Source organism: Planktophila warneckei (SeqCode) (assembly GCF_965234675.1).
GTDB classification, from domain to species: Bacteria; Actinomycetota; Actinomycetes; order Nanopelagicales; family Nanopelagicaceae; genus Planktophila; species Planktophila warneckei.
Genome location: NZ_OZ248350.1, coordinates 1271675 through 1297604, shown reverse-complemented (window position 1 = coordinate 1297604; position 25930 = coordinate 1271675). Strand labels below are relative to the sequence as shown.

Below are 25930 nucleotides of genomic sequence, written 5' to 3'. Positions count from 1 at the left end.
TACTACTTTGTCTGTTTTGAAATAATTTCGGCAAGGATTGGAGCTGCTGCAGCCCACTCAATGCCATATATGTTTTTAAAGGCTTGATTAAATGGAGTGCCATTCACAGATTGATTAACCAGGGTCATTGTGGAATCGATTCCGCCAATTGCAGTAAGTGCCTCAACAGTTGCATAACCCAATGAAAATACATACCTATAAAAGGAAGGATTCGTTAGGTATATATCCGGATTTTTTCCTGGTGTAAGAAGTTCATAGAATCGTAAAATTGAATCGCTAGAGAAATCCTTCAATGTCGCATCGGGTGCAAACTTCTTAATTTGATTTGCCTGAGCAAAATTATATGAATACAAAGTCTTATTGCTGCCTAATACTTGAAATAGTGTTGCCTGTCCTTCAGAAAGCCACACAGGGATTTTGCTTAACCAATCGCCCGTCGATGGTTTTTGTTGATAAGACTGAACAACGTGTGTGTATTCGTGAATGTCTTGCCCCGCATATTGACTTCGATCAGTCCACCAAGGATTATTCGGTACCGCGGTCTCAACATAACCTTGCCAATTTCGTAAATTACCTCCGCCTGCGACTTCACAATCATTTTCACTGGGACATGAATAATCAATCTTGGAATTAAAATATGGCGCTCCATCTTTTTCTTGGAAAAATTTCTTAGCCCAATCCTTATCAATGTAGTTGTAATAAATCGCCCAAACTTCATCGGGCTGTTTAAAGTTTCTCAACATATTTGATGCCAGGCTAAAGGCGGCAGTGGGTTTGATGACGCTTGGTTTTGTATTTGGCCCCACCAAAACAGTTAACTTGATTTTCGATTGAAAATTAATATCTACGTGGCTCTGGCTTTTGTTGTAGACATCTGTAGAAATCTGATCAAAGTTGGCCACAATGTTGTCCCACGTAAGGATTATCGGAGCGGGCGGCAAAGTTGGAGTCGGTGTTGGTGTGGCCGAGACAGTAGGAGTCGGTGTTGGAGTTGGAGTGGGTTCAGGCGTTGGAGTAGACGTTGGTGTTGCAATGGGTGTCGGTTTAACTATCGCAACGCCCTTATTCCAAAGTAACTTCTTGCCCGATTTAACGCAGGTGTAGGCCTTGTTTAAATAAGTAGCTTTTTGATTTAAAACTTTGCAGGTAGATCCAGGGGTTATTTTTTGGGCAGAAACAGCACTCACTGGAATAAGCACAACAGCAAGTGCAATCAACAAGCCCTTTATAAGGCTGCTCCGAATTCCCATTCCAAAAGGGTAATAGGAAGTTAGAAAATTTTAAGGTCTTGAGTAGTCATTTTTCTCTTAACCCCAAAAATTCATTTTCAATTAAGCAGACAGGGCGCTTAGTTTTTCCACTTCTGCACCACTAAGTTCAACAACCTGAATGATCTCTTCAAGCTGAGCAACTGTTCTCGCAGATGCAATTGGCGCACTAACTGTTGGTTGAGCACGTAGCCAACCAAGTGCAATCGCACCAAGTGGCGCGTTGTGAGCCTTTGCGATTTCATCCATCGCAGAAAGAACTGCGTAATTCTTATCTGTTGCATACTCGCGAGCACCAGCCGCGCGCTTTGAATCTACTTCGGTGACTCCTGGGCGATACTTTCCAGTTAAGAAGCCGCGAGCGATTCCATAAAAAGGAATGTTTGAAATACCTAGATCGGCAACAGTTGCTGCCATCTCGGTTTCATATCCTTTGCGATCTACCAAGTTATAAAGATCTTGAACTGCGATGTATGAAGGCAAGTTATTATCTTCGCTGAACTTAATTGCTTCACGAAGGCGCGCAGGTGTGAAGTTAGAGGCTGCGATGTAACGCACCTTTCCTTCTGCAACTAAATGGGCGTATGCGCCAAGTGTTTCTTCCAAAGAAACTGTTTGATCGTCTTCGTGGCTGTAATACAGATCGATGTAATCGGTTTGCAAACGATCAAGAGATTCTTCGCAGGCGGCGAAAATATTCTTCGCAGACAATCCTGGGCGACGATCCATCTTTGAAACCTTGGTTGCGATCACCATTTCGCTGCGATTTCCGCGAGCTTTCATCCAAGAACCGATGATTGCCTCGGACTCTCCGCCCACATGGCCTTCAACCCACTGGTTGTACATATCTGCGGTGTCGATGAAGTTGCCGCCATGGCTGCGATAAGCATCCATTACTAGGTGGCTTTCAGCCTCAGTGGCGTTGCCGCCGAAGATGTTGGTGCCAAGGCACAGTTCGTGAACGACGAGGTCGGATTCTGGGATAGTGATCATGAACGCAGATTAAGGCACAATTACGCACATGGCGACTACAACGGGTGGATTTTCAAGTGAAGGCTTGGCGCTTGAGGCCAAGACACTTGAATTGGAATCGCTGTCGCAAAAAGAGGCGATTGAAATCGGTGAGATCGCGTTGGATCTGGGTTTTGATCGCGGAGTGCCAATTGCAGTGGAGGTTCGCTTAAAGGAGTGGACTGTTTTTCATGCATCGTTGCCGGGATCAACGCCCGACAATGATTCGTGGATTGCGCGCAAAGCTCGCGTTGTTTTAGCAACTGGCAATTCAACGATGTATGAAAGAGTTTTAGCTGAAGAACAAGGCATCGATTGGTATGCGGTTAAAGGTTTGCCTGAAGAGACACATGCGATTCATGGTGGCGGATTGCCATTAAATGTTAAGGGCATGGGTTGTGTCGGAATTTTATTAATTAGTGGTTTGCCACAAGTGCAAGATCATTTGTTGGGTGTTGAAGTGTTGACTGAATTCTTGGCGCGAAAGGGTGAGTTAATTTGAGCATCTGGGTGTGCGGTGAAGTTCTGATTGATATTTTGCCAACCGGTCCTGTTGTTGGTGGCGGTCCTGCAAATACTGCAAAGGCGTTAGCGCGTTTGGGATACGAGGTTGATTTCATTGATGGAATTTCAACTGATGCATATGGTGTTAGCGCGCGCAAAGAGTTAGAGCGCGATGGCGTTGGATTGTCATTGGCGCTAAGTAGCGACAAGCCAACATGCACCGCAACAGTTACGTTGGATGCGAATGGTTCTGCGTCGTATGAATTTTTAATTGATGGAACTGCGACCTTTGAGTTTTCACCATCATGGTTACCGGATCCAGAGCGTTTAAAACCAAGTGTTTTACACATCGGAACGCTGGTAACAATCGTCGAACCTGCATCAACAACTTTGTATGACTGGGCTGTTAAGTGCACCGAATTCGCACCTGTTGTCTTTGATCCCAATGTGCGTTCATCAGTTGTGGGCGATCGCGATGCTTACCGAGCAGCGGTTGAAAAATGGGTCGGAATTTCAAGCGTAGTAAAGCTTTCCGATGATGATATTTCCTGGTTATATCCAGATGACTCAATGGATGAGGTCGCAAAGCGTTGGATTGCAAACGGTGTTTCACTAGTTGCTGTTACTCGCGGAGCACATGGAATCATCGGTTACACCGAACATGGTTTTGAAGAGGTTGACGGCGCAAAGGTTGTTGTCGTAGACACTGTTGGTGCAGGTGACACAGTGGGTGCGATTTTGGTTGAAGGAATTATTAAGCACTCTGTAAATGGTTTGCAGGGACAGGTTCTAAACGCGGTGTTACATCGCGCGGCAATTGCAGCAGGCATTACCGTTTCACGTGCTGGTGCTCAACCTCCACGACTGCACGAACTAGTAGAAGCGTTGGATGCCTAATGCAATTTATTGATGATGCTGAATTTCAAATCGCAATCGATGATGACAATGGTGCGCGAATCACTTCGCTGAAATGGCGCGAGATGGAGTTCGCAGTTCCATTCCGCGGACAGGTTCACACATCGGGTTGGTACTCGATGGCACCGTGGGCTGGGCGAATCAAAGAGGGTTTAATTACAAATAGCGCGGGGCAACAGATTCAGCTTCCTGCAACTATTGATCCACCACATGCGTTGCATGGTTTTGGTTTGATCTCTTCATGGCAAGAAATCGGTCCCGGACGTTCTTTGTTACACCTGCCATCTCCATACGGTGATGCAACTGTTGAACAAACAATTGAAGTTTTAGATGATGCGATTCGCTGGTCTTTGGAATACGAACCAAATGGTTGCGATCTACCTGCATGGTTAGGTTTCCATCCTTGGTTTGCCCGCGATCTAGAACGTGGTGGCAGCGCGGAAATTGAGTTTGATGCAACGGAGATGTTGATCCGTGGCAGCGATGGAATTCCAACAGGAAAACGAAGCGCTCCAACGCAGCCGCCTTGGGATGATGCATTTACCGGCATTAAAGGCACCCCGGCTGTTGTTTGGGAAGATGTTGCCCGCGTTTCAATTGAATGTGATGCGCCGTGGTGGGTTGTTTATAGCGAGGATTCCGATGGAGTTTGTTTAGAGCCACAGACTGCGCCACCTGATGCGCAGAACTTAGGAATTAGTGGCGAGAACTACATCGAAGCGTTGTTTGTTTTCGAATCGCTCGAGTAAATACGAGGGTTTCAAAGATAAGATGGTTGCATGATTAATCGCGACCGTTTAGCTGCATTACGTAAAATCGAAGATGAACGCTTTTTAAAGCTGCACCCAAAGAGTGGTGAGATGTTTAAAGCGGGCCAAGCAAATATGCCTGGCGGAGTTCCAATGTCATGGATGGCTAAGTGGCCTGGTGCGTATCCGGTTTTTGTACAAGAGGCTAAAGGTGCGCGCTTTACCGATGTTGATGGAAATACCTACATCGATTTTTGTTTAGGTGACACAGGGTCGATGACAGGCCATTCGCCAGATGCAACTGTGGCTGCTATTCGCGAGCAGGCAGGTAAGGGAATTACCGCGATGCTTCCAACTGCAGATGCTGCAATTGTGTCGGCCGAATTAGCGGCCCGCTTTGGTTTGCCGCTGTGGCAATTTACAGTGTCAGCAACTGACGCCAACCGTCACGTTATTCGCTATAGCCGAATGATTACAGGGCGCTCAAAGATTGTTGTGATTGATCGTTGCTACCACGGTTCTGTAGATGAAACCTTTGCAACGCTGGATTCTGCTGGAAATACAGTAGCCCGCGAAGGAAATATCGGTGCACCTGTTGCGTTGGATCAGACCACACGAGTTGTTGAGTTCAACGATATTGCTGGCATGGAAAAGGCGTTGGCACACGGAGATGTTGCAGCGATCTTGATGGAGCCTGCAATGACCAACGTTGGAATTGTGTTGCCACAAGCTGGTTACCTTGAAGCGGTTGCTGAATTAGCAAAGAAGTACGGCACGATTTTGATTATCGATGAGACCCACACTATTTCAGTAGGTCCTGGTGGAATGACAGCGGATCGCGGATTGAAGCCAGATTTCCTAACAATCGGTAAAGCAATCGGTGGCGGAATTCCAACGGGAACATTTGGAATGACTCAAGCGATCGCAGACAAGATCAAATCGATGGTTGAATTAGAAATCATCGATACCGGTGGAGTCGGTGGAACGCTGGCAGGAAATGCGTTGTCATTAGCTGCGATGCGTGCGACATTGACGCAGGTACTAACTCAAGCAAACTTTGATCGCATGATTGATTTAGGAACCCGTTGGTCAGATGGTGTAGATGCTGCGATTGATGAGTTTGATCTGCCATGGACGGTAAATCGTTTAGGTGCACGTGGTGAATATATGTTCGGCAAGGTCGCGCCAGTAACGGGTGCCGATGCCAACAACGCCGGGGACTTTGAATTAGAGCAGTACATCCATTTGCGTATGTTGAATGATGGCTTCTTGATCACGCCGTTTCACAACATGGCGTTGATGTGCCCGGATACAACCGCGGCCGATGTCGATGCTCATACCAAGGCGTTTCATAAGATGTGCGCGGAGCTCATTAATCCTGCATAAAAGATAACGGCCCAAGCGATTTAGCTTTCGCCAGTGATCTCTCTTGGGCCTACGAGAAAAGCATACAACAACGTACTGACATGTGAATAACATTTTTCTTTTGTCAGACCCAAATTTGAAGATGGGGTCATGAAGAAAAATGACAAAGAGTTTCTTGTTCGGTTAAATGACTATGGTGTTCTTTACTATTTAGTAGGCGTGATCGAAGTTAGATTACGGCGAAAGATGATTATGACTCTCCGTAATATCGCAAAACGAAAAAATCGCGGAGAGTGGTTTGCAGTAATACCTGAGGAGCGTCAATTCAATAACTTTCTCATGCGTGCCATCAATCAAAATAATGGAAAAATCGATGGACTTGAGATTTATCTTCCATTCTTATTCTGGCGAAATCTATTTGTGAGCCGCAATTACACACGTCTCTGGACCCCTGTGGCTCATGAGGTTTTTTCCGGACTCGATGATGCAATTTCGCGCAGTAGTTTTGAAGCGGTTCAGGAGCGAATATTTATAATCCATAAAATCAGAAATCGCGTCGCACACTATGACTTTGAAGGCGCTGATGAATTTGATGACGAAAAAGAGGTTTTGCTGTGGTTTATTGAGGCACTTGGAAAATAGAGTTAACTGGAACCTCACCTGATTATGACCATGTATATCTTGATGTATGTCATGTATCTGTCTTAAAATCATTGTATGAAGAGAGCTTTCGGGGTTCTGCTAGTTATCGCTCTTTTCCTGTTTCCATTTAATGCGTTCGCTGTTGTTAAAGCGGGAGCTACCTGTACAAAACTTGGCGCAACTTCAACTTATTCAGGCAAGAAGTACACATGTATTAAGAGTGGCAAGAAGTTGGTATGGAACAAGGGTGTCGCAATCGCAAAACCTGTTCCAACAATTACACCAACTCCTTATCCAACACCGGAGGCAACTCCTACGCCAACCCCTACGCCAACCCCGACAGTGGCCCCCACTCCAACGCCAACTCCCGTCCCGGTTGTATTACCTACCTCATTTGCAGAGTTGTATGGAAATTTCGAAGGGGTAGGCATTGCGGCATGGAATTCGGCTAATGAAAAAATTAAGAAGTCGGCTGCCGTTCCCGTGCGACAAGACATATATACGGGTCCGAACACGACAGTGCCAAATCCAAATGTCAAAGAAATTTTCGAGAATGCAACGCGACTTTTTGCTGGTTTCAACCAGCCTCAAAGTTTCTTCGGTGTCTATTACCGATTCCAAGATAAAGATTGGGCTAAAGCAAAACTTGTCGAGCTAAATCAACCTAATCGTGTTCAAGAAATTGATGGCTCATGCACATCTCTAGCCCGTTGCAACGGAGCTAGCGCAGGAAAAGCTTCTAATACAGTTGGATTTTCACAATATGGAGTTACTGAGCCCGGAGCGCAAACAGATACCTATCACACAGGTGGCGGTCTCGAAATTCACGAGTACACACATATTGCGCAAGCGATGCAGTTCATTGGAAAGCAAAAAGATGATCGTAACTTTGGCTACCTTCCAAATTGGTTTATTGAAGGCCATGCACACATTGCAGGAATTACAGGTTCTGCAAAGACACTTGAGGAGTACCAAAAGAATCGTAAAGATTGGTTAATTACCTATCCAAACTCTGAAATTAAGAGCTTTGAACCTGAAAACATCGAGCGTTTCTATGCATCATTAATGCCAGGTAAGTACAACGCTGAAATGTTCGGTTATGTGTACACAATTGGTTATTACACAATCGAGAGCCTTGTCGCACTAAAGGGCATCGATTCACCTATGGAGGTAATCGTGCAGGTCTCTAACGGTGCTACTTTCGAAGAAGCATTTGCAAAGGTTTATGGAATTACATGGGCAGAAGCAGCGCCAATTTTGGCTAAGTCGGTGTCGAAGATCTTTACCTTCGGAAAATGACTATGCTGAGACACTTTTTGTCCAAGTTGGCTGCATCAGTAATTCTTGCTTCACTCATAACAATGCCAAGTGCACATTCAGCGGTCAAAGCGGGGGATAGCTGCAAGAAAGTAGGAGTCACTTCAACGGCAAATGGCAAGAAATACACATGTATTAAGAGCGGGAAGAAGCTCCTCTGGAACAAGGGGGTGACGGTTGTTAAAGCCACCGCTCCAAAGACCATTGCGGAGGCGTTAGCAAATTACAGCCAAGTGCCTAGTTGGGCCTTCAAAAAGAGCGCAGAGACGATTTCCAAGTCACCATCGAAGAAACTTCTATTTACTTTTCTAGTCGGACCGAATACAAATCCAATTTATGAAGTTCCTCAAATCCCAACCGGCTTGGTCTCAAAGATGTTTCCAAGTTATGAATTAACCAAAGAATTCGTCATCATTTATTACAACTTTCAAGATGTGAAGTGGGCCGAAGTCAATTTTTCTGCCTATATTGGTGAAACAGCTGGATACGACACAAGTGGAGAAGTAAAGAAACATTGTCAGAGCGCAAGTCTCTGTGAGAGCGCATCAGCTGTAACGAATTCAGTAACAGGAACTACTGTTCTGCTCATTACATCTGCGGATTACAAGAAGTCAGATCGCCATTTTAATAGTGGAACTATGGAAGCGCATGAATTTTTCCATGGCTATCAGAACGCGCAATTCACGGGTAACGGAAGAAGTAACGCGATGATGCCTCGCTGGCTCGTTGAAGGATCTGCTTCATTCGTTGAAATGGCCTCTGTCTATTCAAATGATTTCACTAAGTATCTTGGCGCTAAGGGAAGCCTTCTTACGCAACTCCAATATCAAAAGAGTTTCCGGGAAGAAGATCTAATTAAGTTTTTAGATGCGCCATCGCTTGGAACAAATTGGAGTTCATGGGATTCATATCCACTGCAAAGGGTCTACGACATCGGAATGCTTGTGTCTGAGATGATGGTTGCCGTGGCAGGACCGGAATCTCTTCTTGAACAATTCAAACTTGTAGCAAGCGGATTGAGCTACAAACAAGCCTTTGAAAAGGTCTTTGGCGTGTCATGGGAAGAGGGCGTTAAATTAATTGCGAAAGCTATTTCTAGAGAAACTTCTTAGTTAAACCCTAACGAGTCATACAGCTTCAAACCCTTGTCATTGTCGGCATCGACATACAAAATCGCGTGCTTAAGTCCTTTATTTACAAGGTAATTGATCGCTGCCACAGATAGGGCTCGGGCAATGCCTTTTCCAGCGTGATCTGGGTGGGTTCCAACAACATATAGCTCGCCCACTGGATCATGGTGAATCAGGTCCTGGTGGATCTTGGTCCACACAAAGCCTTCAATAACGCCGTTTTCTGTGGCCAAAAAGAAACCCTTTGGATCAAACCAGGGTTCTGCCATGCGGTTATCTAAGTCTTCCATTGCCCAATTACCTTGATCTGGGTGATGAGCAAAGACGTGATTGTTTAAATCAAGCCATTGTTGTTTGTGAAGAGCAGGATCAAAGGTTTCGATTGTGTAATCGTGGTCTGCTTGTGGAAGCGAATTAGTATCTAAATCGCGATGCAGTTTAAGTATGTGGCGCATTGTTAAGCGTCAACGGTAAAGCGGTATCCAACATTTCGGACGGTGCCGATGATCGCTTCAAACTCAGGACCAAGCTTTGAGCGAAGGCGACGAATGTGAACATCTACTGTGCGAGTTCCACCGAAGTAGTCGTAGCCCCAGATCTCTTGAAGCAGTTGAGCACGAGTAAATACGCGACCAGGATGCTGAGCTAAATACTTCAGTAATTCAAACTCTTTAAAAGTTAAATCAAGAACATTGCCCTTTAGGCGAGCGGTGTAAGTGGTTTCATCAATAACAACTTCACCGGTGCGAATTTCTCCTGCATGTGGATCTGATGCAACCATTTCAATTGCATGCTTTCCAAGTGCAATGCGAATACGTGCATCAACTTCTGCAGGACCTGCTGTATCGAGAATGACATCATCAATTCCCCAGTCGGCGTTTACTGCGGTTAATCCACCTTCAGTTGTGATTGCAATGATTGGGCAACCAACACCTGTAGAGGTTAAAAGTTTTGTTAATGATTTCGCAGCAGGTAGATCGCGACGTGCATCAATCATCAGAAGATCTAACTCAGGAGCATCAACTAGAACGCTAGCTTCGGCAGGCAAGATGCGAACTTGATGCTGCAGCAAACCAAGTGCAGGAAGCACCTCTGCGCTAGCGCCAAGAGTGTTCGTAAGTAGAAGAACTCTCGCCATTGGTACAGACTACCCCTGTGAAATCTCTGCTTCCAATTGTGATCGTGCTGGTCTTAGCCAGTGGATACGGCTTCTGGCATAAGAACACCCGAGGCAAGGTTGTCGTGAAATCAGACAAGGGATTAATTACTCCAGCGATGATCGGGGCGGATCTGGGCTCACGAGCCACTCTGCTGCAGTTCTCATCAGCCTTCTGCGGCCCATGCCGGGCTACTCGTTTGCTGATTGAAGATGTCACGGCAGATATGGGCGATGTGGCACATGTCGAACTAGATGCGGAAAGCCATTTGGAATTGGTACGTCAGTTAGATATCCGCAGCACCCCAACAACTTTGTTTATTAACGCCGCTGGCAACGAAGTGGGCCGTGCTGTTGGTGCACCAAAGCGCGATCAAGTATTAGCTGCTATCTCTGCAATCAGATAGTAAGTGCGAATAACTCGCAACTCGCTTATCTGCTGTAACAACTTTAGAGTTCTCACATGACTCAGGTAATTGATGCAAAGAAATTCACAACAATCATTGATGCACGCGGCCCACGTTTTGGTGCGGTCATCACAACCTTTGTTCTAGCTGCTGCACTTGCAACTAACAATGTGTGGTTCATCGTTGCGCAAGCAATTGCATTTGCGATCGGTGCATTCAAAGGTCCTCAGTTCACACCTCAGGCATTCATCTACAAAACTTTTGTGAAGCCACGTCTTAAGGGCGAAGTTCCTGCAGAGGATGTTCGTCCACCACAATTCGCGCAGAGTGTTGGCTTGCTCTTTGCATTGGTTGCAATCGCAGGAGCTACAACTGGCGTGGATCTTCTCTTCACAATCGCGGTTGCCTTTGCGCTAGGCGCAGCGTTCCTGAACGCAGCCTTTAACTTCTGCCTTGGATGCGAGATTTACCTACTTCTACTTCGCGCTCGTAAGAACTAAGGCGGTACAGTTCTCTTATGGCTAACAAGCATGAATTACATGAAAAGGGATTGCGCTTAACACCACAGCGCGAATTAGTGCTGTCTGCAGTGCGCGCACTTGGACATGCAACACCCGAAGAGGTTGCAGAAAAGGTCCGCGAAACACATCCTGGAATCAACCTTTCAACTGTGTACCGCAACCTTGAAACCCTTGAAAATGTTGGCTTAGTTCAGCACACACACTTGGGTCATGGTGGTGCGACATATCACGCAGCTGAAGAGTTAACTCATCTGCACTTGGTCTGCGGAACATGTGGATCAGTAGGCGATGCACCTATCGAGGTTGCAGCTAACTTTGTTAATACATTGGCTGATGATTACGGCTTTAAAACAGATGTCACGCACTTTGCGATCTATGGCACCTGCGCTGCATGCGTTAAGCCCTAGTAGTAGATTGGGCGCATGAGCGCCGTTCTAGTTGAAGATGGTCCCGATAAGGGTGCTGTGTGGCATTTCGGCGAACCAACCAAAGAACAACGCGCACTAGAAGCAGGAACTGCGTGGGCCGATCTTTCACACTTGAATATCGTTGCCGTATCTGGCGCTGATCGTTTGCAATGGCTGCATGATTTAACAACTCAGTTTGTTAGCGATCTTCAACCTGGTGCATGGATGCCTTCGCTGATTTTGGATGCGCAAGGACATGTGGAATTTCAATTTAACTTAGTTGATGATGGCACAACCACATATTTGGTTTTAGATCCTGGCTACGTTGAAAAACTTGTTGAGTATTTAACAAAAATGAAGTTCATGCTGCGCGTCGATGTTCGCGATGCAAGCAGCGAGTTTGTTGTGCTTCGTGCACCAGGAGCAGCAGATTCAATCGGTGGACCATTTGCTTTGGTACCGCGCGATGAAGTTGATCAGATGAAGCAAACTTTTGGTGGAGTAGCAACACAAGTTGGCACCTGGGCGCTAGATGCAGAACGCGTTGCTGCAGGCCGCCCACGTATTGGCTTTGAAACAGACCACAAATCAATCCCTAATGAATTAGGTGTTTTAAACACTGCGGTACATATGAAAAAGGGTTGCTACCGCGGCCAAGAAACAGTGGCAAAGATCTTTAACTTAGGAAATCCACCACGTCGTTTAGTAATGCTGCACCTTGATGGCAGCGATGTTGGTTTTCCAGTAGCGGGTACAAAGATTGAAAATGATGGCGTTGTTGTGGGCTTTGTTGGCACAGTGGCCCGTCACCATGAATTAGGAACAATCGCGCTGGCAATTGTTAAGCGCAATACTCCAACTGATGCGACCTTAAAGGTCGATGGAATTCCAGCAAATCAAGAGGTAATCGTTTAACCGCTATTCTTAGCCCATGGAGCTGTTCACCTCGATAATCCTTGGCCTTGTTGCCATAGCTTTAGGTGTAGCGCTAATTATTTATGCGTTTAAAGGTCGCCAATCACAAGCGCGACGTATTACTAACTGGAGGCAGCGTCGCTAATGGCTTTTACAATCCCTGAAGGTTTGCATCCAGACTTGAATCCATTGGCGTGGATCGTTGGAACATGGCGTGGAAAAGGTCGCGGCGAGTATCCAGGCATCGAGCCATTTGAATTCGCTAGCGAAGTTGTCTTTAACCATGATGGTCGTAACTTCCTTAATTACTTTTCACGTTCTTGGATCATCGATGCCGAAGGCGAAATCATTCGCCCAGCAGCATCCGAAGCTGGTTTTTGGCGCATTAAGCCAAACAATGTTTTGGAAGTTTTGATTTCTCACAACACCGGTATTTCTGAAGGCTGGGTTGGTCAGTTTGATGGTCCAAAGATCCAATTAGTTTTGGATCAAGGGTATTCAGCACCATCTGCAAAGGTGGTTACAGCTGGTGTGCGTTTATACGGACTTGTTGAAGGCGAACTTTTCTACGCCTACGACATGGCAACAAATGGACATGAACTTCAGGCGCACATCTGGTCTTCACTAGAACGTCAGTCTGAATAAATGTTGGGTGAAGTATTAGCCGAAGTAACTCGCAGCGAAGAAGTTGAATCTGTTCACGCAGGTCACCTAGTACTACTAAACGCTGATGGATCAATCCTTTTTCAAAAGGGCGATCCGACTTTAAATATTTATTCACGCTCATCTCTTAAATCAATTCAGGCAGCTGCAATGGTGCGAGCTGGACTAGAGATCGAGCCACGATTGTTGGCCTTGGTTTGTGCTTCACATGCAGGTACTCCGATGCATCAGCAAGGCGCACAGGCGATTCTGGCTAAAGCTGGTTTAGATGAACATTCCTTAAAGTGCATTCTTGATCGTCCATTGGATGAGGAACTTCGTCGCACATCTGAACCAACACGACTTGCGATGAACTGCAGTGGAAAGCATGCAGGAATGCTTGCAACCTGCGTAATTAATGGCTGGCCAACAGATTCTTACTTAGATCCAACCCATCCTCTGCAGCTTGCAATCAAAGCTGAAGTTGAAAATATGAGCGGTGAAAAAGTTGCGCTAACAAGTGTTGATGGATGCGGTGCACCGTTGTTCCTATTTTCATTATTAGGTCTTGCTCGCGCAGTTCGTGCATTAACAATTAGCGCAGATCCTGTTCATCAATCAGTTGCGCAGGCTTGCCGTGACTTTCCTGAAATGGTTTCTGGTCCTGGTCGTCTTGCTACGCGCATGATGCAAAACATCCCTGGTTTATTTATGAAGGATGGGGCAGAGGCAATAAATGTTGCTTCTTTGCCTGATGGCCGCACACTTGCAATCAAGATCAGCGATGGTAATCAACGCGCAATGCCTGCAATCACAGCAGCAGCCCTTGCTCACTTTGGCGTAGATGCGCATGAAGTACCTGTTGTAACGCTCGGTGCAGGTCAGCCAATCGGCACCATTCGCGCAACCTTCTGATCACGCGTACCCTTAACAATATGAACGGCCGCATTGCAACTGTAATGGTGCATACCTCGCCCCTGGATCAACCAGGTATTGGCGATGCTGGCGGCATGAATATTTATGTTTTGGAATCAGCACAACGCATGGCCGCAATGGGCGTGAAGGTAGACATCTTCACCCGTCGCACCGATGCATCACAAGCGGACATCGTTGAAATTTCTCCAGGTGTTCGAGTTCGTCATATTGATTGTGGTCACGGCAGCCTGACAAAGGAACAACTGCCGGCACATATCGCTGGTCTTTCAAAAGAGTTTCTGCGGATTTTAAAAACAGATAATTACGATGTTATTCATTCGCATTACTGGATTTCAGGCAAGGTTGCGATGCAAGCAGCTAAAGAGCTTGGAATACCTTTGGTGCACACCATGCACACCATGGCGCGCGTTAAGAATTTGAACTTAGCTGAAGGTGAAACACCTGAACCAATGATCCGTGTTCAAGGTGAAACTCAGGTTGTGGCTGCTGCAGATGCTTTGATTGCAAATACTGATGCCGAAGGTGCAAGCCTGGTATCTCTGTATGACGCATGTCCGGATATCGTGCATGTTGTTAGCCCAGGTGTAGATCTGTACACCTTCACACCAGGAGAAAGCCGCAGCGCATCACGAGCAGAAGTAGGTCTGCCACACGATGCAATCGTTGTTTCCTTTGTTGGTCGCATTCAGCCACATAAGGGTCCAGAAGTTTTAATACGTGCAACTAGCGAATTGGTAAAGCACTCACCGCTGCTTCGCCACAAGTTAATTGTTAACGTAATTGGTGGAGCATCAGGTGCAAACACCGAAGAGGTCGATCGCCTGAAAGAGTTAACAAACTGGCTTGGCATCGATGATGTTGTGCGCTTTGCACCACCTGTATCCCGTGCTGAATTACCACAGTGGTATCGCGCAGCAGATTTAGTTATTGTGCCTAGCTACAGCGAAAGCTTTGGTTTAGTGGCCCTTGAAGCACAAGCCTGCGGAACACCAGTTGTAGCAACTGCTGTTGGTGGGCTGCGTACAGCGGTTGCTGACGGTATTTCAGGTGTATTAGTTGATGGACATGATCCAAAGGCGTGGTCATCTGTTATTGCACGTCTGCTGCAAGAACCACAGCGTCGCGTACTGCTTTCAATGGGAGCAATCGAACACGCATCGCACTTCGGTTGGGATGCAACGGCCCGCGGAACGCTAGATATTTACGATCAAGTGATCGGTGCCGTACGCAAGTCAATGGAAGCGTAAATGGCTGCGATCGACCCACGCATCACAATTGAAGAGTTTCTAGATTCACATGATCTTGAATATGAACGCAATGATGACAATACATTTTTAGTATCACTTCCAGGTGAAAAGAAGTTACAAACACATTGTGCGCTAATTGTTGGAGATCATTCTTTAAGCATCAACGCCTTTGTTATTCGCAAACCCGATGACAACGCTGCAGCTGTTCACGCTTGGTGCATGTCAAAGAATGCCGGTATGTACGGAATCGCATTTGCAACAAATGAATTAGGGGATATTTTCTTAGTTGGTCGCCTGCCACTTTTTGCTGTCACAGATCGCGAGCTGGATCGTCTTATTGGATCTGTCTTGCAGTACAGCGATAACTCATTTAACCCACTTCTTGAACTTGGCTTTGCAAATGCAATTCGCCGCGAATGGGCCTGGAGAGTCTCACGCGGAGAATCCTTGGCCAATTTAGATGCCTTCAAGCATTTGATGTAACCAGCAACATTTGGTTTAGACTGCAGCCATGACTAACTTCGAACTCGTACTTCTGCGCCATGGCGAATCTGAATGGAATGCTAAAAACCTTTTCACTGGCTGGGTGGATGTCCGGCTATCTGACAAGGGAGAAGCAGAAGCCCGTCGTGGTGGTTCAATGTTGGCCGAGCGCGGATTACTTCCAGATGTAGTTCACACTTCATTGCTTCGTCGTGCGATACACACATCGCAGTTAGCTTTAGATGCATGTGATCGTCACTGGATTCCTGTGCACCGTTCATGGCGCCTGAATGAACGCCATTACGGCGCGTTACAGGGCAAGGACAAGGCTCAAACATTGGCTCAGTACGGTGAAGAGCAGTTCCAGTTATGGCGCCGTAGCTTTGATGTGCCACCTCCAGCAATTGATGACAATGATGAATTTAGCCAGGCAAAAGACCCACGCTATGCGGATTTAGGCGCAGCAGCACCAAAGACTGAATGCTTGAAGGATGTAATCACCCGCATGCTTCCTTACTGGGATGAAGCGATCGTGCCTGATCTCAAAGCTGGAAAGCGTGTATTGGTAACAGCTCACGGAAACTCATTGCGTGCATTGGTAAAGCACCTTGATGGAATTAGTGATGCTGATATCGCAGGATTAAACATTCCTACAGGAATTCCGCTGTACTACAAGCTAGATGAAAACTTTAAGCCAGTTGTAAAGGGTGGCGAGTATCTAGATCCAGAGGCAGCAAAGGAAGCTATTGCAGCTGTTGCGAATCAGGGTAAGAAGTAATTAGGGCGTAACGTTTGCGTAATCGTCGCGAGTATCGCGAACAATTGCATCAACAGTTACAGCACCAGCATGTGCGAAGAACAAGCCAACCTTCACACGTGAGCCAGCAGGTGCACCAAAGCCACCTAATACAGCCTTAGCGTTTGCGCTTGGGCCTTCAAAAATAATTGGTGTGTTCTTTGGCAAAACATTGTTGCCTGTGTAGGTAGCTGTTGTTCCATTAATCGCTACACCTAGTAGTGCATCCTCTTTATCGGCGTTATTAACAACGGTTCCGACTAAAACTGCGTTTCCGCCACCTGCAGCAACTACAAGCAGGTTAACAATCTTGATGTCATTGCCATCTTTAGTAATTGACGCTTCAACACCATCTGTTACTTGTCGTACTTGGCGCGTTGAAGCGTTGTTACCAGCTCCGCATCCAGTTAATGAGACGGCTAATGCTGTAATTACAACTGCTGAAAGTGTGCGACGCATAGGCGTAATTGTCTCACATCAAATTAGCAGTGTAGGACGCTACTTATTCGAGGTTTCCTGAAGTAAATAATGCTGGTAGAATTGACCCTCTAGCGAAGGGCATCACATGACATTTAAGGTCGGCGAAACCGTTGTTTATCCTCACCACGGGGCTGCATTAATCGAAGCTATTGAAACTCGTGTGATCAAGGGTGAAGAAAAGACCTACCTAGTGTTGAAGGTTGCTCAAGGAGATCTAACTGTCCGCGTTCCTGCAGACAATGTTGATCTAGTGGGCGTTCGTGATGTTGTTGATTCAGCTGGCCTAGATCGCGTATTCAGCGTATTGCGTCAGCCATACACAGAAGAGCCAACAAACTGGTCTCGTCGCTACAAAGCTAATCTTGAAAAGCTTGCATCAGGTGATGTTATTAAGGTTGCCGAAGTTGTTCGCGATCTTTACCGTCGCGATCTAGATCGTGGCCTATCAGCTGGTGAAAAGCGTATGCTCGCCAAGGCGAAGCAGATCCTTGTGTCAGAGCTAGCTCTTGCAGAGCGCACTGATGAAGAAAAGGCTGCAGTAATCCTTGACGAGGTTCTAGCTTCTTAATTTCATGAGCACACCTTCTCTGAAGGTTGTTGTGGCGATTACATCGCCAATCGCTTTCGAATTACTTAACAAAAACTCCATTGTTCACACCACCTTTGGTGTTGCTCGCGCATTTTCAATGGAAACATCAATCAATACCCATTTAGCAATCGCCGTAACCGAAGGCGATGCTCATCGCGTTGCAGACTTTGGCTGCGAAATATTGATCTGTGAACCCAATTCACCTGCATCGTTGGCAGCAGCGTTAAAGGATTCCAAGGCCTTTGATCTGGTTTCTATTCATGATTCTCAGCGCCCGCTTACTCGAACTAATCAATTCCATCGCACCGTAGAAGCGATGATTGGTGATGTTGATGCGGTTCGTCCAGCTGCAGCCTTTACTGAAACGCTCAAGGCTGTCACACCTGATGAAATGATTGAAAAGACAATTGATCGCACATCGATGCTTCGTATCTCAACCCCTGAAATGATTCGTTACAGCGCAATTGATTTCGGTGGCGCGGGATCAACCTGGTTTGTTCCATTAAAGACCGACGCGAAGACCGCTGTCGTTGATGCTGATCCTGAAAGCCTGCGGGTTAATTCCGCTGCTGAAATTGCCTTGATGGAATCGTTTGTTCACTGGCAACAAACAATCGCCCGTTAATTATCCTTCTTCAAGTTTTTATACTCTTTCAGCATCTTAAAAGGCTTGCCAAATGTAGCTTTTGGAATAGCCCACATTGATTTGGTGGGTGAATGCCAGAAGCGCTTCCACAATCTAATGGGCTTAGTTGCAATGCGGTGTGGCAGATCCTTGATGTAGTTATCCCACAGGTCATTGCTTTCGTGTTCAACGCGGGTATTGCAGACAGAACAGGTCGTCGAAACAAGTAAGCGACCCGCATAGACAAGCTCGTGCACAGTTTCTTTACGGCAGTGAGCACAGTTAAGTTCAGCTTCTAAAACTTCTTTACTCAATCTTTGTACCCCCTTCGCGCTAGAACATGTTCGGCAATCGCTAAGTCCTGCGGATAAGTAATCTTCACATTTGAAACATCTGCCGTAATCGACATCGTTTTAATGTTCGGAAAATACTTTTCCATACAAGCCGCGGTGTCTGTTCCTGCAAAACCATCGATAGCTGCCGAGTTATAGGCCTCTAGTAATTGTTGTGCAACAAATCCTTGCGGTGTTTGTACTCGTACAACTGTATCGCTGCGAGCTGTGTCCATCTCGCGTGGATCAACGGCGATTGTTGGAATTGCACCTCCGTGACGATGTGCAGCCTCTGCGATCTCAACAAACAGCGCAGGAGTTGCAAGAGGGCGAGCACCATCGTGAATCAGTACAACTTCGATCTCGCCCGCTGCAATGGCAGGAGCCAGGTGCTGCAACGCGTTGTACTCGCTTTCATGGCGTGTGGCACCACCGTAAACAATCTCAACATCAAAGCCGCGTACCTCGCGTTCAAGGGTTGCGCGTGCCAGCGCTTCATCATCAGGGTTAATCACCAAGATGGTGCGGCCATGCTTAAAGTTCTTTGAGGCGTTAGCAAGGGATCTAGAAATAATGCGACGACCACTTAGAGGCAACCACACCTTGTTAGTCGTGTGGCCGAAACGAGTTCCAGAACCAGCAGCTAGCACTACTAGCGCCGCTTTGATTCCTGACTTCATAGCGGTAATTGTGTCATGCTTGCCCACATGTTGGGTCGCCGCAAAAAGAAGGATCACGTTGAAAAAGCGGCTGAAATCATTGCTAAACACCACGCAAAACGTGATCGCAATAGCGGATTGTTCACAGAATTGCAGGAAGAAAAGCGTCGCCAATTAGGGCTGCATCCCACCTTAAAGCCAGATCCCAAAGAGGTGCGGGCGGAGAAAACAAAAGACCCGCTAACAAAACGTCAGCGGGCGCTTTTGGAAGAGCTAGGGCTAAACCCTAAGGATAAAAATCAAGAAGCGTAGGTAAGTCCCAGCGCATCTTGTTCACGACGAAGCTTTACGATTAATGAATCTTCCTTTAGTTCAACGTGATCATAGGTAAGAAGTTCACCAACACCGATTGGCTTGATGATCTTTGCGCCAGCAACTAATCCAATTGGAACTAGGTTGTCGCGCTTTGCATCAAGTGCATTATCTGCATAACCACGAACTGTGTAGCCACCGATTCCGTCAATTAAATCGCCAGCTGCAAGATCCTTCTTAGTCATACATACAACTTCAGCGTTTAGGTGTGGTGCGAACAAAGATGATTCACGATCCAAGATTGCGCGGTACACGGTGATTGGCGCTTCAACAGATGCCAAGTGGTACGGACGGTACAAAGCAAAGTACGGTCCAGGCCCCATTGATAGGTAGCTCATTTCGTGTGCGATGTAAGGATCGTTGTGACGAACTACAACGAATACACCAGGTGCAACATCGCCTGTGCAGTAATCAACAACACCTGGGCGATCCAAAACTCCACCATCTGCCTGCAGTGCGAAGGTGTCCTGCAATGTCTTAATGGTTGATGCAGGTCCGTACATTCCACGCTTTGAAAGCTGCAATCCAGTTGTGTTTGCAAGTGCAACCATTTCAGTCATTGTCTTTGAACCATCTGTAAATGAGCACAGCATCTTTGGATTCATCTTCTTTGCTGTTGCGCGTTCACGAACTGAATCAGGGTTACTCAAAGGCTCAAATGGGTTGTTCTTGCCCTTACCTGCAGCAACGATTTCAAAGTTCAAATCACGTGCGTAATCAACTAACACCTTGGCCTCAACAGGCTCATCACCGTGGCAGACCGCGTACACAACGCCGTTGTCCTGAGCGATCTTGTGAAGCAGAGGCCCGATAGTGACATCCATTTCAACGTTCAAAACAGCTACATCCTTCTTTGCAAGCAAGGAAGAGTGAGTAATTCGAGCGCCAATATCTGGAATTCCAGTGCCTTCTACAACAACATCAACTGGAAGCTCTGAAACGATTTCAGAATTAGAGGTTCCCGTGTGCTTTCCTTCAAGGATCGCCTTTGACAGTACATCCTTATCATCGCTAAATACGATGTCGGTAATACCCAAATCCGCATACACAATCTTGATGCGCTCTGGATCAATATCAATCACAACAGATAGCGCGATGCCATCCATGTGACCTAGTTGATTACCGAATCCGCGACCCATCTGGCCTGCGCCAACAAGTGCGATGCGGGTATCGCGACCAATCTTCTGTGCGTGCTCTCGTAAACGAGTTGAGTAAGACACCGTGAGCTCTTTTCTAAGGTTGTGAGATCACGATTAAGCGATCTCCGATTTTTACAACTGGAAGCGACACTGCTTCAACATTTACATCGCCAGGCATTTCAGGTTCTGTTAACCCATTTGCCTTGAGATCTAGATGGCCAAGATTTAAAAGGTTGTCGCTGGCAACTGAGCCAACGGCTAAAACGTTGTAAGTGTTATCTGCAAGTGTGATCGTGTCTCCCACTTGTGGTGCTCGAACCTGCACATCTGGCGTATGAATAATTGAAAACTCATGCAGCTCAGCTGGTGCATTCTCGCCGAAAAATACAAGGACTCCTTGTTCGGCAAAATCAGGAACTAGCTCACCAACGGCTGTAACCGTTGTTGAGTAAACGATTTCTGACATTACTTTGGCTTGATGTCGTCAGCTTTTACGCCAGAAACAAATAGTTCAGGGGTAATGAACATCGCAAGTGGGCCTGCTGGGCTTGTTGCGTGAATATCAACTGTTAATACCTTCTTCATTGGGTACACACCAACGCGCGCTGTTCCACCACAGTCGATAACTGCAACTGCGATCTTGTCGAAGGGAACGCTGCTCTTGAAACCATCAAATGGTGTTCCGCCTGTTAGCTCTGCAATGCGAGCTGCTACCGGGTGAATTCCACCGCCAGTAACTGAGTAAATGTATGGGCGATCATCTGTAGGTGTGATTGTTAAAGGTCCGCCCCAACCACCTTTGCCTGCTGCAATTACTACTGACTTGTATTCGCCCATTTTCTTCTCCTTTTGATAATTCTGAAATTTACTTCTTTTACTTAGAGTATTAAACCCCAAGGTGCAGTTACCCACACCTTGGGGTTTAAATTCACTACTACTTGCTGCTGTAAAGGCCGAAGCTTGCGAAGTAAGCGATTACAACTGATAGAGGACCGGTTACTAGACGGCTAAATAGAACCGCTGGTACACCAACTTCTACAGTCTCTGGCTCTGCTTCACCAAGTGCGAGACCTACAGGGATAAAGTCGCAACCAACCTGTGGGTTGATAGCGAATAGCGCTGGAAGTGAGTATTGAGCAGGGATGTTTCCCTTACCAATCTCTACACCAAGAAGTGTTCCAACGATCTGTGCAATTACCGCTCCTGGTCCAAGCAATGGAGAGATAAGTGGAATTGCACAAACAACTGAGATAAGTAGCAACCCTGGAAGAGTTGATGCAGATCCCTTAAGTCCCTTAGCGATCCAGTCACCAATACCAGTTGTAAGAATCAAACCGATAATGAATGAGATGAACGCCATAAATGGGATCACGTTGCGAATTACTGTATCTACAGAATCGCGACCTGCCTGATAGAGAGTTCCTACTACTCCACCAACAGAACGACCGACCTTAACGATGAGGTTATTGATTGCGCTCATGTTATGCACCCTTCTTCATCATTCGAGCAGTAATTGCTTCAGTAACAATTCCGCGAATGAAGATAACGACTAGACCGACAAGCATGTAACGAACAGCTAGGTCACCAAGACCGTAACCGAGTTGCTGGATACCTGTTGCGATACCTACGTATACGAAGAGCTCGCCTGGGTTTGCGTGAGGGAAAATTCCCAAGATTGGGTGAACAAATGAAACCGCTGAGTCATAGAACGCTGGCTTGAAGCGTTCTGGTAAAAAGCGTCCCATTGTGTATGCCATTGGGTTTGTTAACACGAAAACAGATACGAATGGAAGGACGATGTAACGAACTGGGTACCACTGTAGCCCTGGACGTGCAGCTGCCTTACCTAGATTTTCGATCTTCTCTGCACCAATCAAACGAACTAGTGCGTTTACTGCGGTTAGCAGAACGATAAGTGTTGGAAGAATTCCGCCCATAAGTGAGAGAAGAACTTCGCCACCCTTATTGAAGACTTTAATAAAGTCTTCTGCTGCTGTTGCTAGAGAGCCGAGAAAGCCCTCTGGCTTATCAACCGTTACATCTGCTGACAAAAGAATCAGTGAATGTAGGTTCAATGCACACCTCCTAAGTGTTTTTGGGTTGGTTGTACAACCGTTAAATGACCACCCGTACGGATTGTTTGGTCATTACTCTCCACCAGCTTTGATCCGCTCAAAGTGTTCGATGATGTGCTGAGCGCTGCTTTGTGCAGCCTCTTGCACCTTCTTCTTTTCACCTTCAGCGATTCGGTTTCCCGAAGCGATCTCTTCGATGGAGAATCCTGTGTATGAGCTCAGTGGCTTTGATTTAGCAAAGATGGTGAAGCCCTTAAGGACCATTCCATCTTTAACGATTCCACTGTCATCGCATGTCAGCGCAACAAAAGCGCGACCACCGCGGTATCGACGTCCACCCATGCCAATTGCCATGGTGCCTTGCTTGCGCAGGCCGCGGATATCTTCTTGGAAAATTTTTGCTTGCTTATAGGCGAACCACAATTGGAAGAGCCACATAATGCCAATGAGAATAAATAGCTTCGCTAGATTGCTCATGCGCTCTTCACCGCCGTTGGTTGAAGTGACTTAACTACGGAGTTAGCACACGCTAAATCCACTATTAGGGTATCTATTAAGCCTGCTTTAGCGGCCCCAACCACGCCCAAAACCTTCTCAGCACCTGAGGCAACCCCGATTACACGCGGGATATTTTTGATCTCTTCGAGGGTCAATCCGATGACTCTGTTATCCAACTTGGCCGATAGTGGGGTGCCATCCTTCTTATAGAAGCGGGCTGCGATATCTCCGGCGTAATCCTTGGCCAGCTCATCGCGCTCTGCCTTGGTGGTCTTGAACTCGCTGAACACCATCTCAGATGAGGATGAACCGGCAGAGCCGATTCCTACTAGGGCAACGTGGGCACCACGTGCCAACTGAAGTGTCTTAGCGATGCTGTCCTCTTCCAATAATGAATCGCGAACCTTGGCGTTGCTCACAACAACAGGGGATAGGAATGGAACAAATTGAGCGTTTAAGTTCTTAGCTAAGTTTCGGCCAACCTCTTCGGCGCTAACCGATGTGTTAACTGATGAAAGCGAACCCATGACCTGTGTGACCTTTAGACCTGACAAGGTTTCGCTATGAGTATTTACAACAGTTGCTTCAAGGCCACGGCCCCAAGAGATTGCAATAGTTTGGTTATCTCGTAGGTGCTTTAACAATGCGCTCGCAGCTGCACGGCCTACGGTGTTAAGTGTTAAATCATTTGATTCGCTAGCAATTACCTGAACATCTTTAATCTTTAATAACTCTGAAAGCTGTGCTGACAATGCTTCGTGCTTATGCGTGGGCGAAACGATTTTAATTTCGACATAACCCATGCGCTTTGCATCAGACAACATGCGCGAAACATTTGATCGAGATGTATTTAATTTTGATGCGACCTGATCTTGCGAATAGTGGCCCTCGTAATACAGGCGTGCTGCGCGAAGGATTAGCTCCGTCTCGCGCTGCTTCACAATCATCACATCCGTTCAGTCGTTGAACATTTGCATAAGTGTGCTGTTTTCACTACCCATAAATCAAGGACATTTGTGAATTTATTTATAACGATTAAAGGCCGAGATTTACCAGTTCAGATAGTTGTGCGCGGGCCGAATTCTTAGCGTCCTGCGCTGTGTTTGCGGCAATTGCGACATTACCGGCCAGTACTAATTGTTGTAAAGAATGTGCGGTTACTGCTTGCGCAACATCTGTAAGTGTGGCAACGCTGCACGAAAGTGAAGATACTCCCAAACCAACTAATACCGATCCCAACGCTGCATCTGATGCGGCTTCACCGCACACACCTACAGGACAGTTGTTCTTGATACCGGCTTGTGCGACCAGATGCACTGCGCGCAACAGCGCTGGCTGCCAAGGATCGTTAAATCCTGCCAGTGGCGCAGATTCACGATCTGCGGCATGTAAGTACTGTCCTAGATCATTTGTACCAATTGAAACAAAGTCACACACCTTTGTAATTTCATCGGCATGGAAAATCGCAGCTGGAACTTCAATCATTACACCAGCTTTATTTAAACCATATTCCCGTGCCATCGAAACAAATGCTGCTGCCTCACCCGGCAAAGTCACCATCGGTGCCATAACCCAAACCTCAGCTGTTGTTGCTTTGGCAGCATTTGCGATTGCTTGCAGCTGTGTGCGCAATAAATCTTCATGTCCACCAATAGTGCGATATCCACGAACGCCAAGTGCTGGGTTTGGTTCGTGATCAAAATTAATAAATGCCATTGGCTTGTCTGCGCCAGCATCTAATGTGCGAATTACAACCTTCTTGCCATTAAACGGTGTGAAAAGTTCGGTATAGATTGCGGTTTGTTCTTGCAACGTTGGAGCATCGTTGCGATCTAAGTACAAAAGTTCTGTGCGCAATAAACCAACGCCATCGGCACCAGCAGCAACTGCTGCAACTGTGTCTTCTACGCGACCGATGTTTGCATAAATCGGAACTACCTTGCCATCTGTTGTTACATAACCTTCGGCAGAACGTGCAATAACCCTTGATTTACGCTGCTTTATCTTCTCGATAGTGCTGGCAATCTCGGCCTTTAATGCTAAATCTGGGTTGAAAGTGACCTGACCCTTTGTTGCATCAACTGCAACGGTGCCACCAGTATTAACGGTTGCAGCATCTACAACTCCTGGGCAGGCAACGATCGCAGCAATTCCATTTGATCGAGCAATGATCGCTGTGTGACTTGTTGGTCCACCACCTACTGTGACGATTGCAAGGATCTTGTCAGTTTCTAAATCCGCGGTATCTGCAGGTGAAAGATCCTGAGCAATCAAAACTGTTGGAACTTCAAACTTTGGAATTTCAGGGTATGCAATGCCAGCAATTTCACACAACACTCGATCACGAATATTTGCAACATCGCTTACGCGCTCTGCCAAGTAACCACCAGATGCGGCCAGTAGCTCTTGGAAAACTTCTGCTGCCTTCACCATGGCATAACTTGCGGTGTGACCACTTGCAATAAAACCTGCAGCCTCTTCAGCAATTGCAGGATCTGTTGCAATCTCGGCAGTGGCTAACAAAATCTCTTGTAGCTCGCCCGTTGTTCGGGATGCGCGTGCTTCTAAATCTGCGCCAACGGTTTTGATTGCAAGATTGAGGGCATGGCCTTCAGCTTCAAAACCTTTATCTGACGGTTGACCGGTTGCAACTGGAATATTTGTATTAAGAACAAAGAAGGGACCAACAGCAGCGCCTGAACTTGCAGGTATGCCAGTAAGTGTTGTCACCGATTGTCCTTTAGTTAGGT

34 protein-coding genes and 1 pseudogene are annotated in these 25930 nt (G+C 46.6%); 20 read left to right on the top strand and 15 right to left on the bottom strand.

Annotated features, from left to right (window positions below):
• Nucleotides 1-2 precede the first annotated feature (2 nt).
• Entirely contained in the window at nt 3-1250 is a 1248-nt protein-coding gene (locus AC8GFU_RS06750) for a hypothetical protein (protein WP_506626376.1), read from the bottom strand.
• A gap of 81 nt (nt 1251-1331) precedes the next feature.
• Nucleotides 1332-2261, bottom strand: coding sequence for an aldo/keto reductase (locus AC8GFU_RS06745; protein WP_506626375.1), 930 nt, complete (start codon nt 2259-2261; stop codon nt 1332-1334).
• A gap of 28 nt (nt 2262-2289) precedes the next feature.
• On the opposite strand from AC8GFU_RS06745, the gene AC8GFU_RS06740 reads away from it, so the two are divergent.
• The 7 genes from AC8GFU_RS06740 to AC8GFU_RS06710 all read left to right on the top strand — a co-directional run bounded on the left by AC8GFU_RS06740 (nt 2290) and on the right by AC8GFU_RS06710 (nt 8883).
• Nucleotides 2290-2781: a heme-degrading domain-containing protein gene (locus AC8GFU_RS06740; protein ID WP_506626374.1), complete on the top strand. Its 492-nt coding sequence runs from the start codon at nt 2290-2292 to the stop codon at nt 2779-2781.
• Nucleotides 2778-3680 carry a carbohydrate kinase family protein gene (locus tag AC8GFU_RS06735; RefSeq protein WP_506626373.1) on the top strand — a complete coding sequence of 301 codons (903 nt, stop codon included), beginning with the start codon at nt 2778-2780 and terminating at the stop codon, nt 3678-3680. The genes AC8GFU_RS06740 and AC8GFU_RS06735 overlap by 4 nt, the downstream gene beginning before the upstream one ends.
• Entirely contained in the window at nt 3680-4447 is a 768-nt protein-coding gene (locus AC8GFU_RS06730) for an aldose 1-epimerase (protein WP_506626372.1), read from the top strand. The genes AC8GFU_RS06735 and AC8GFU_RS06730 overlap by 1 nt, the downstream gene beginning before the upstream one ends.
• A 30-nt stretch (nt 4448-4477) precedes the next feature.
• Entirely contained in the window at nt 4478-5833 is a 1356-nt protein-coding gene (locus tag AC8GFU_RS06725) for a transaminase (RefSeq protein WP_506626371.1), read from the top strand.
• Between the two features lie 129 nt (nt 5834-5962).
• Nucleotides 5963-6454 carry a hypothetical protein gene (locus tag AC8GFU_RS06720; protein ID WP_506626370.1) on the top strand — a complete coding sequence of 164 codons (492 nt, stop codon included), beginning with the start codon at nt 5963-5965 and terminating at the stop codon, nt 6452-6454.
• Nucleotides 6455-6529: 75 nt separating this feature from the next.
• Nucleotides 6530-7753: a hypothetical protein gene (locus AC8GFU_RS06715; protein ID WP_506626369.1), complete on the top strand. Its 1224-nt coding sequence runs from the start codon at nt 6530-6532 to the stop codon at nt 7751-7753.
• A complete protein-coding gene (locus AC8GFU_RS06710; RefSeq protein ID WP_506626368.1) occupies nt 7750-8883 on the top strand; it encodes a hypothetical protein in 1134 nt (377 codons plus the stop codon). The genes AC8GFU_RS06715 and AC8GFU_RS06710 overlap by 4 nt, the downstream gene beginning before the upstream one ends.
• Here the strand turns inward: AC8GFU_RS06710 and AC8GFU_RS06705 are convergent.
• Nucleotides 8880-9356, bottom strand: a complete 477-nt coding sequence (locus AC8GFU_RS06705) for a GNAT family N-acetyltransferase (protein WP_506626367.1) — start codon at nt 9354-9356, stop codon at nt 8880-8882. The two genes, AC8GFU_RS06710 and AC8GFU_RS06705, sit on opposite strands and share 4 nt — an antisense overlap.
• 2 nt (nt 9357-9358) lie before the next feature.
• Complete coding sequence (locus tag AC8GFU_RS06700) at nt 9359-10039, bottom strand: winged helix-turn-helix transcriptional regulator (RefSeq protein WP_506626366.1); 681 nt, start codon at nt 10037-10039, stop codon at nt 9359-9361.
• Between the two features lie 17 nt (nt 10040-10056).
• On the opposite strand from AC8GFU_RS06700, the gene AC8GFU_RS06695 reads away from it, so the two are divergent.
• The 10 genes from AC8GFU_RS06695 to AC8GFU_RS06650 are packed head-to-tail and all read left to right on the top strand — an operon-like array spanning nt 10057 to nt 16393.
• Entirely contained in the window at nt 10057-10464 is a 408-nt protein-coding gene (locus AC8GFU_RS06695; RefSeq protein WP_506626365.1) for a thioredoxin family protein, read from the top strand.
• Nucleotides 10465-10520: 56 nt separating this feature from the next.
• Nucleotides 10521-10964, top strand: a complete 444-nt coding sequence (locus AC8GFU_RS06690; protein ID WP_506626364.1) for a DUF4395 domain-containing protein — start codon at nt 10521-10523, stop codon at nt 10962-10964.
• Between the two features lie 17 nt (nt 10965-10981).
• On the top strand, nt 10982-11392 hold the full coding sequence (locus AC8GFU_RS06685; protein WP_506626363.1) for a Fur family transcriptional regulator: 411 nt from the start codon (nt 10982-10984) through the stop codon (nt 11390-11392).
• A 15-nt stretch (nt 11393-11407) separates the two neighbouring features.
• On the top strand, nt 11408-12307 hold the full coding sequence (gene ygfZ / locus AC8GFU_RS06680; RefSeq protein WP_506626362.1) for a CAF17-like 4Fe-4S cluster assembly/insertion protein YgfZ: 900 nt from the start codon (nt 11408-11410) through the stop codon (nt 12305-12307).
• Nucleotides 12308-12323: 16 nt separating this feature from the next.
• Nucleotides 12324-12452 (top strand): hypothetical protein, encoded by a 129-nt coding sequence (locus AC8GFU_RS06675; protein ID WP_506626361.1) that lies wholly within the window; start codon nt 12324-12326, stop codon nt 12450-12452.
• Entirely contained in the window at nt 12452-12952 is a 501-nt protein-coding gene (locus AC8GFU_RS06670; RefSeq protein ID WP_506626360.1) for a heme-binding beta-barrel domain-containing protein, read from the top strand. Before AC8GFU_RS06675 ends, AC8GFU_RS06670 begins: the two co-directional genes overlap by 1 nt.
• Complete coding sequence (locus tag AC8GFU_RS06665; protein ID WP_506626359.1) at nt 12953-13864, top strand: asparaginase; 912 nt, start codon at nt 12953-12955, stop codon at nt 13862-13864.
• A 20-nt stretch (nt 13865-13884) separates the two neighbouring features.
• The gene (gene mshA / locus AC8GFU_RS06660; protein WP_506626358.1) at nt 13885-15132 is read left to right on the top strand and encodes a D-inositol-3-phosphate glycosyltransferase; all 1248 of its coding nucleotides are present in this window, start codon (nt 13885-13887) and stop codon (nt 15130-15132) included.
• The gene (locus AC8GFU_RS06655; RefSeq protein ID WP_506626357.1) at nt 15133-15615 is read left to right on the top strand and encodes a type III secretion system chaperone family protein; all 483 of its coding nucleotides are present in this window, start codon (nt 15133-15135) and stop codon (nt 15613-15615) included.
• Nucleotides 15616-15643: 28 nt separating this feature from the next.
• Nucleotides 15644-16393: a phosphoglyceromutase gene (locus AC8GFU_RS06650; protein WP_506626356.1), complete on the top strand. Its 750-nt coding sequence runs from the start codon at nt 15644-15646 to the stop codon at nt 16391-16393.
• On the opposite strand, the gene AC8GFU_RS06645 is transcribed toward AC8GFU_RS06650, so the two are convergent.
• The gene (locus AC8GFU_RS06645) at nt 16394-16870 is read right to left on the bottom strand and encodes a hypothetical protein (protein WP_506626355.1); all 477 of its coding nucleotides are present in this window, start codon (nt 16868-16870) and stop codon (nt 16394-16396) included. It abuts the gene before it with no gap.
• Nucleotides 16871-16976: 106 nt separating this feature from the next.
• On the opposite strand from AC8GFU_RS06645, the gene AC8GFU_RS06640 reads away from it, so the two are divergent.
• Nucleotides 16977-17459: a CarD family transcriptional regulator gene (locus AC8GFU_RS06640; protein WP_445821849.1), complete on the top strand. Its 483-nt coding sequence runs from the start codon at nt 16977-16979 to the stop codon at nt 17457-17459.
• 4 nt (nt 17460-17463) lie between these two features.
• The gene (locus tag AC8GFU_RS06635; RefSeq protein WP_506626354.1) at nt 17464-18105 is read left to right on the top strand and encodes a 2-C-methyl-D-erythritol 4-phosphate cytidylyltransferase; all 642 of its coding nucleotides are present in this window, start codon (nt 17464-17466) and stop codon (nt 18103-18105) included.
• Here the strand turns inward: AC8GFU_RS06635 and AC8GFU_RS06630 are convergent.
• Both AC8GFU_RS06630 and AC8GFU_RS06625 read right to left on the bottom strand, forming a co-directional pair.
• Nucleotides 18102-18419, bottom strand: coding sequence for a hypothetical protein (locus AC8GFU_RS06630; protein WP_506626353.1), 318 nt, complete (start codon nt 18417-18419; stop codon nt 18102-18104). The genes AC8GFU_RS06635 and AC8GFU_RS06630 overlap by 4 nt on opposite strands.
• Entirely contained in the window at nt 18416-19144 is a 729-nt protein-coding gene (locus AC8GFU_RS06625) for an IspD/TarI family cytidylyltransferase (protein ID WP_506626352.1), read from the bottom strand. Before AC8GFU_RS06625 ends, AC8GFU_RS06630 begins: the two co-directional genes overlap by 4 nt.
• Between AC8GFU_RS06625 and AC8GFU_RS06620 the strand changes: the two genes are divergently transcribed.
• Entirely contained in the window at nt 19145-19408 is a 264-nt protein-coding gene (locus AC8GFU_RS06620; RefSeq protein WP_506626351.1) for a hypothetical protein, read from the top strand.
• Here the strand turns inward: AC8GFU_RS06620 and AC8GFU_RS06615 are convergent.
• The 8 genes and pseudogenes from AC8GFU_RS06615 to ptsP form a co-directional block, all read right to left on the bottom strand.
• Nucleotides 19396-20688, bottom strand: a complete 1293-nt coding sequence (locus AC8GFU_RS06615; protein WP_506626350.1) for an NAD(P)H-dependent oxidoreductase — start codon at nt 20686-20688, stop codon at nt 19396-19398. The genes AC8GFU_RS06620 and AC8GFU_RS06615 overlap by 13 nt on opposite strands.
• Before the next feature lie 13 nt (nt 20689-20701).
• Entirely contained in the window at nt 20702-21073 is a 372-nt protein-coding gene (locus tag AC8GFU_RS06610) for a PTS glucitol/sorbitol transporter subunit IIA (RefSeq protein ID WP_506626349.1), read from the bottom strand.
• Nucleotides 21073-21444: a PTS glucitol/sorbitol transporter subunit IIB gene (locus AC8GFU_RS06605; protein ID WP_506626348.1), complete on the bottom strand. Its 372-nt coding sequence runs from the start codon at nt 21442-21444 to the stop codon at nt 21073-21075. The genes AC8GFU_RS06610 and AC8GFU_RS06605 overlap by 1 nt, the downstream gene beginning before the upstream one ends.
• A gap of 97 nt (nt 21445-21541) precedes the next feature.
• A pseudogene (locus AC8GFU_RS06600) lies at nt 21542-22072 on the bottom strand (PTS glucitol/sorbitol transporter subunit IIB); the annotation flags it as partial.
• A 16-nt stretch (nt 22073-22088) separates the two neighbouring features.
• On the bottom strand, nt 22089-22658 hold the full coding sequence (gene srlA, locus AC8GFU_RS06595) for a PTS glucitol/sorbitol transporter subunit IIC (RefSeq protein ID WP_506627178.1): 570 nt from the start codon (nt 22656-22658) through the stop codon (nt 22089-22091).
• Nucleotides 22659-22754: 96 nt separating this feature from the next.
• A complete protein-coding gene (locus tag AC8GFU_RS06590; RefSeq protein WP_506626347.1) occupies nt 22755-23159 on the bottom strand; it encodes a transcriptional regulator GutM in 405 nt (134 codons plus the stop codon).
• The gene (locus AC8GFU_RS06585; protein WP_506626346.1) at nt 23156-24121 is read right to left on the bottom strand and encodes a sugar-binding transcriptional regulator; all 966 of its coding nucleotides are present in this window, start codon (nt 24119-24121) and stop codon (nt 23156-23158) included. Before AC8GFU_RS06585 ends, AC8GFU_RS06590 begins: the two co-directional genes overlap by 4 nt.
• A gap of 94 nt (nt 24122-24215) precedes the next feature.
• Entirely contained in the window at nt 24216-25910 is a 1695-nt protein-coding gene (gene ptsP, locus AC8GFU_RS06580; RefSeq protein WP_506626345.1) for a phosphoenolpyruvate--protein phosphotransferase, read from the bottom strand.
• Nucleotides 25911-25930 lie beyond the last annotated feature (20 nt).